We start from the raw sequence: 3,982 nt of genomic DNA on the forward strand, positions 1-3,982 counted from the left end.
AAAGATTCCTTTATAGTGCAAGCAAAAACATTTTATGGTTTGGAAGATATGCTCGTGCAAGAGCTCAAACAATTAGGAGCTTCTAAAATTATAAAGAAAAATAGAGCAGTAGAATTCTATGGAGACTTAGGATTTTTATATAAGGCTAATTATTCTCTAAGAACAGCATTAAAAATATTAGTTCCAATATGGCATTTTAAAGCTAAAAATGAAATTGTCTTTGAAAAAGAAATAAATAAAATTCCCTGGGAAAATTACTTTTATAATTCACAAACATTTGCTATAGATTCAACTGTATATTCCGAATATTTCAAACATTCACAATATATCATGTTAAAAATGAAAGATAGTATAGTGGATCACTTTAGGAAGAAATTTGGTAAAAGACCAGATATTGAAAGATTCAATCCAGATATTAAGCTACATCTGCATATAAGCAATCAAGATGTGACCATTTCTTTAGATAGTAGCGGAGATCCTCTCTTTAAAAGAGGGTATAGAAAATCTCATTTTGAAGCTCCAATAAATGAAGTTTTAGCAGCAGGATTATTGAATATTGCTGGATGGGATGGAAAAGGAAATTTTTTAGATCCTATGTGCGGATCAGGAACTTTATTAATTGAAGCTGCTATGATGGCATTAAATATTCCACCACAACTACATAGAAAAAAATTTGGATTTACTAATTGGAAAAATTTTGATTTAGAATTATTCAATCAAATAAAAGATACGAGAATAAATAGAATTAAAGACTTTTCAGGTAAAATTTTTGGATATGATGTTTCTAATAAAGCATTACTTTGTGCCAAAGAAAATATAGAGGCTGCAGATTTAACTGAATTCATTGAATTAAAAAATCAAGATTTTTTTACCTCTAAAAAAGAACAATACCCTTTATTAATCGTTTTTAATCCTCCTTATGGTGAAAGAATTTCAATTGCTACAGATAACTTTTATAAAAATATAGGAGATACTTTAAAAAATAATTATAAAAATGTATTTTCATGGTTTATAACTTCAGATTTAGAAGCTTATAAAAAAATTGGATTAAGACCATCGAAAAAAATTAAAATTTTTAATGGAAAATTAGAATGTCGCCTTTTCCAATATGATATTTATGAAGGAAGTAATAAAACTAAAAATAATAAGATAAATAACAGTGGAAATTTAAAATTTAATTTTTAATATGTAAAATTTATTATATATTTCGCTTTTTAAATAACTAATTTAGTAATTATAAATTATGAAAGTCGCTTTAATATCTTTAGATTATTACGGATATGATAAATATATTATATCTGCAATGAAAAAATTAGGCATAGAGGCGATTCATATTGATATTTATGCTAATAGATACCTATATCCGAATTTATTTGATCGTTTAAAGAATTTAATTAATAAATCTTTTTTTAATATCAATATAAAAAGGTATCATCTAGATAAATTAATTAGAGAAAAATTATCTAATTACGATAAATTTGATAAAATTATTATTATACATGCCGAATGGTTGTCTCCTGAAACATTAACTTTTTGTAAATTGAAAAGTAATCAGATGATAGCCTATCATTATGATGGGGTAGAACGAATGCCAGCTATTTCCAATACTTTTGAATTTTTTGATAAAATTTATAGTTATGATAAAAAAGATGTTGAAAAATATAAGCTAAAATTTATTCCAAACTATATTTATGAACAATTTGATGAAAAAAAATTGAATGAAGAAAGAAAAGCTTTTAATATATGTTCTTTAGATAAAAGAACACCTGTACTTGAGAAAATAGCAAAAGTTTTAGATAGTAAAAATTATCCCTATGAATTTATTGTCGTAAACAGAAGACAAATAAACTTATATACGCCAAAAATAAAAACTAAAATCAATTATTTAAATAAGATGGTCTCAAGAGAAGAATCCCTTGAAAAAATTAAGACATCTAATCTTATGATTGATATACAAAGACTTGAACAAACAGGATTAACTTTTAGGGTATTTGAATCATTGGGTTATCACAAAAAACTTATAACGACCAATAAAGACATCGTAAATTATGATTTTTATAATCCTAACAACATATTGCTTATCGACCCCGATAATATTATAATTCCCGATGAATTTTTAAATACAGAATATCAGAAACTGCCTAATTATATTTTAGATAAATACCATGTTAATACTTGGGTTAAAAATATATTAGAATTAAATTGATCAAATTATTTGTTTTACACTAATAATTTTCATTTATAAAAATATAAATAACTTTGCATTATAAAAATAACAGCAAATGCGAACAAAATCTATTGGGAAAAAAAAAATTAACGTTATAACTTTAGGCTGTTCTAAAAATATTTATGATTCCGAAATTCTAATTAACCAATTAAAATCTAACCATAAAGATGTTGTTCACGAACAAAATGGTGACATTGTTGTTATTAATACTTGTGGTTTTATTGATAACGCAAAAGAAGAAAGTATTAATACCATCTTAGAATGTGTAAAACAGAAAGAAGAAGGTATTATTGAAAAAGTTTTTGTAACAGGATGTCTTTCGGAAAGATATAAGCCGGATTTAGAAAAGGAAATTCCTGATGTTGATCAATATTTTGGAACCCGCGAACTACCTTTGCTATTAAAAGCACTAGGAGCAGATTATAAACATGAACTGGTAGGAGAGAAGCTGATAACTACTCCAAGGCATTATGCATACCTGAAAATTTCTGAAGGTTGCGATAGGCCTTGTAGTTTCTGTGCAATTCCATTAATAAGGGGCAAGCATGTATCAACTCCAATTGAAGATTTAATAAAGGAAGCAAAATCGTTAGCTCAAGGGGGCACTAAAGAATTAATTCTAATAGCTCAAGATTTAACATATTATGGATTAGACCTGTATAAAAAAAGAGCATTAGCTGATTTATTAAAAGAATTGATCAAAGTGGAGGGTATTGAGTGGATTCGTTTACATTATGCGTTTCCTACAGGTTTTCCTATAGAGGTATTAGAGTTAATGAAAAAAGAACCCAAAATTTGTAATTATATTGATATTCCTCTTCAACATATTTCGAGCGATATACTCCAATCTATGAAAAGAGGAACTACAAAAGAAAAAACAAATAAATTACTTTCAGAATTCCGATCACATGTACCAGATATAGCAATAAGAACAACCTTAATTGTTGGCTATCCGGGTGAAACGGAAGAACATTTTCAAGAATTGAAAAATTGGATCATTGAACAAAGATTTGATCGTTTAGGATGCTTTTCATATTCTCATGAAGAAAATACATCCGCTTTTTCTTTAGAAGATTCCGTTACAGAAGAAGAAAAAACAAGACGTGTCAATGAAATAATGGAAATACAATCTCAGATTTCCTGGGAATTAAATCAAAAAAAAATAGGCAAAACATTTACCTGCATTATTGACAGAAAAGAAGGAGAATATTATGTTGCTAGAACAGAGTATGATTCGCCAGATGTTGATAATGAAGTTTTAATATCTGCCACTGATATTTATTTATCAATAGGTAGTTTTGTTACAGTTAAGATTAACCTCGCAGAAGATTTTGATCTCTATGGTGAAATAGTTAATAAATAAAATTTGTATACTATTATTTTTTGATGATAGTTAAAAATTCATAAGTAAAATTATTTTATTAAGGTATAACTTTTTAATCCTAAAAATATTAAAATAATAAGGGTAAAATTGAAAAATTATACCCTTATTATATAATCTAATTTATTTATATTATTATTTTAAATAAATTAGTAAAAAAATAATATGATTTATTGGATTTTATAACTTAAATTAATGATTTGTAATTGATTTTTGATATAATATAAATTATTAACAAGAGTCATTAATCTATTAATTTCATAATATTATCTGAATATCTTTTCCCAAATATTTTTATTTTAGACAAACTTTTATTTATTTGGTTTAAAATTACTATTTAACTTAATAAGAGAAGTAGCTTCTATATTTTCTTT

The 3,982-nt window shown here is 25.6% G+C and carries 3 protein-coding genes; all 3 read left to right on the plus strand.

Annotated elements, in window-relative coordinates; genetic code table 11:
• Window positions 1-1,185, plus strand: a 1,185-nt coding sequence (locus M3Z80_RS09375; protein WP_459251452.1) for a THUMP domain-containing class I SAM-dependent RNA methyltransferase, incomplete at its 5' end; no start/stop codon positions are given.
• 58 nt (window positions 1,186-1,243) lie between these two features.
• Entirely contained in the window at window positions 1,244-2,206 is a 963-nt protein-coding gene (locus tag M3Z80_RS09380) for a hypothetical protein (RefSeq protein WP_293919352.1), read from the plus strand.
• Window positions 2,207-2,282: 76 nt separating this feature from the next.
• On the plus strand, window positions 2,283-3,590 hold the full coding sequence (gene rimO / locus M3Z80_RS09385; protein WP_293919353.1) for a 30S ribosomal protein S12 methylthiotransferase RimO: 1,308 nt from the start codon (window positions 2,283-2,285) through the stop codon (window positions 3,588-3,590).
• Window positions 3,591-3,982 lie beyond the last annotated feature (392 nt).

It is taken from the genome of Apibacter sp., from assembly GCF_025291155.1.
Taxonomy (GTDB): Bacteria; Bacteroidota; Bacteroidia; order Flavobacteriales; family Weeksellaceae; genus Apibacter.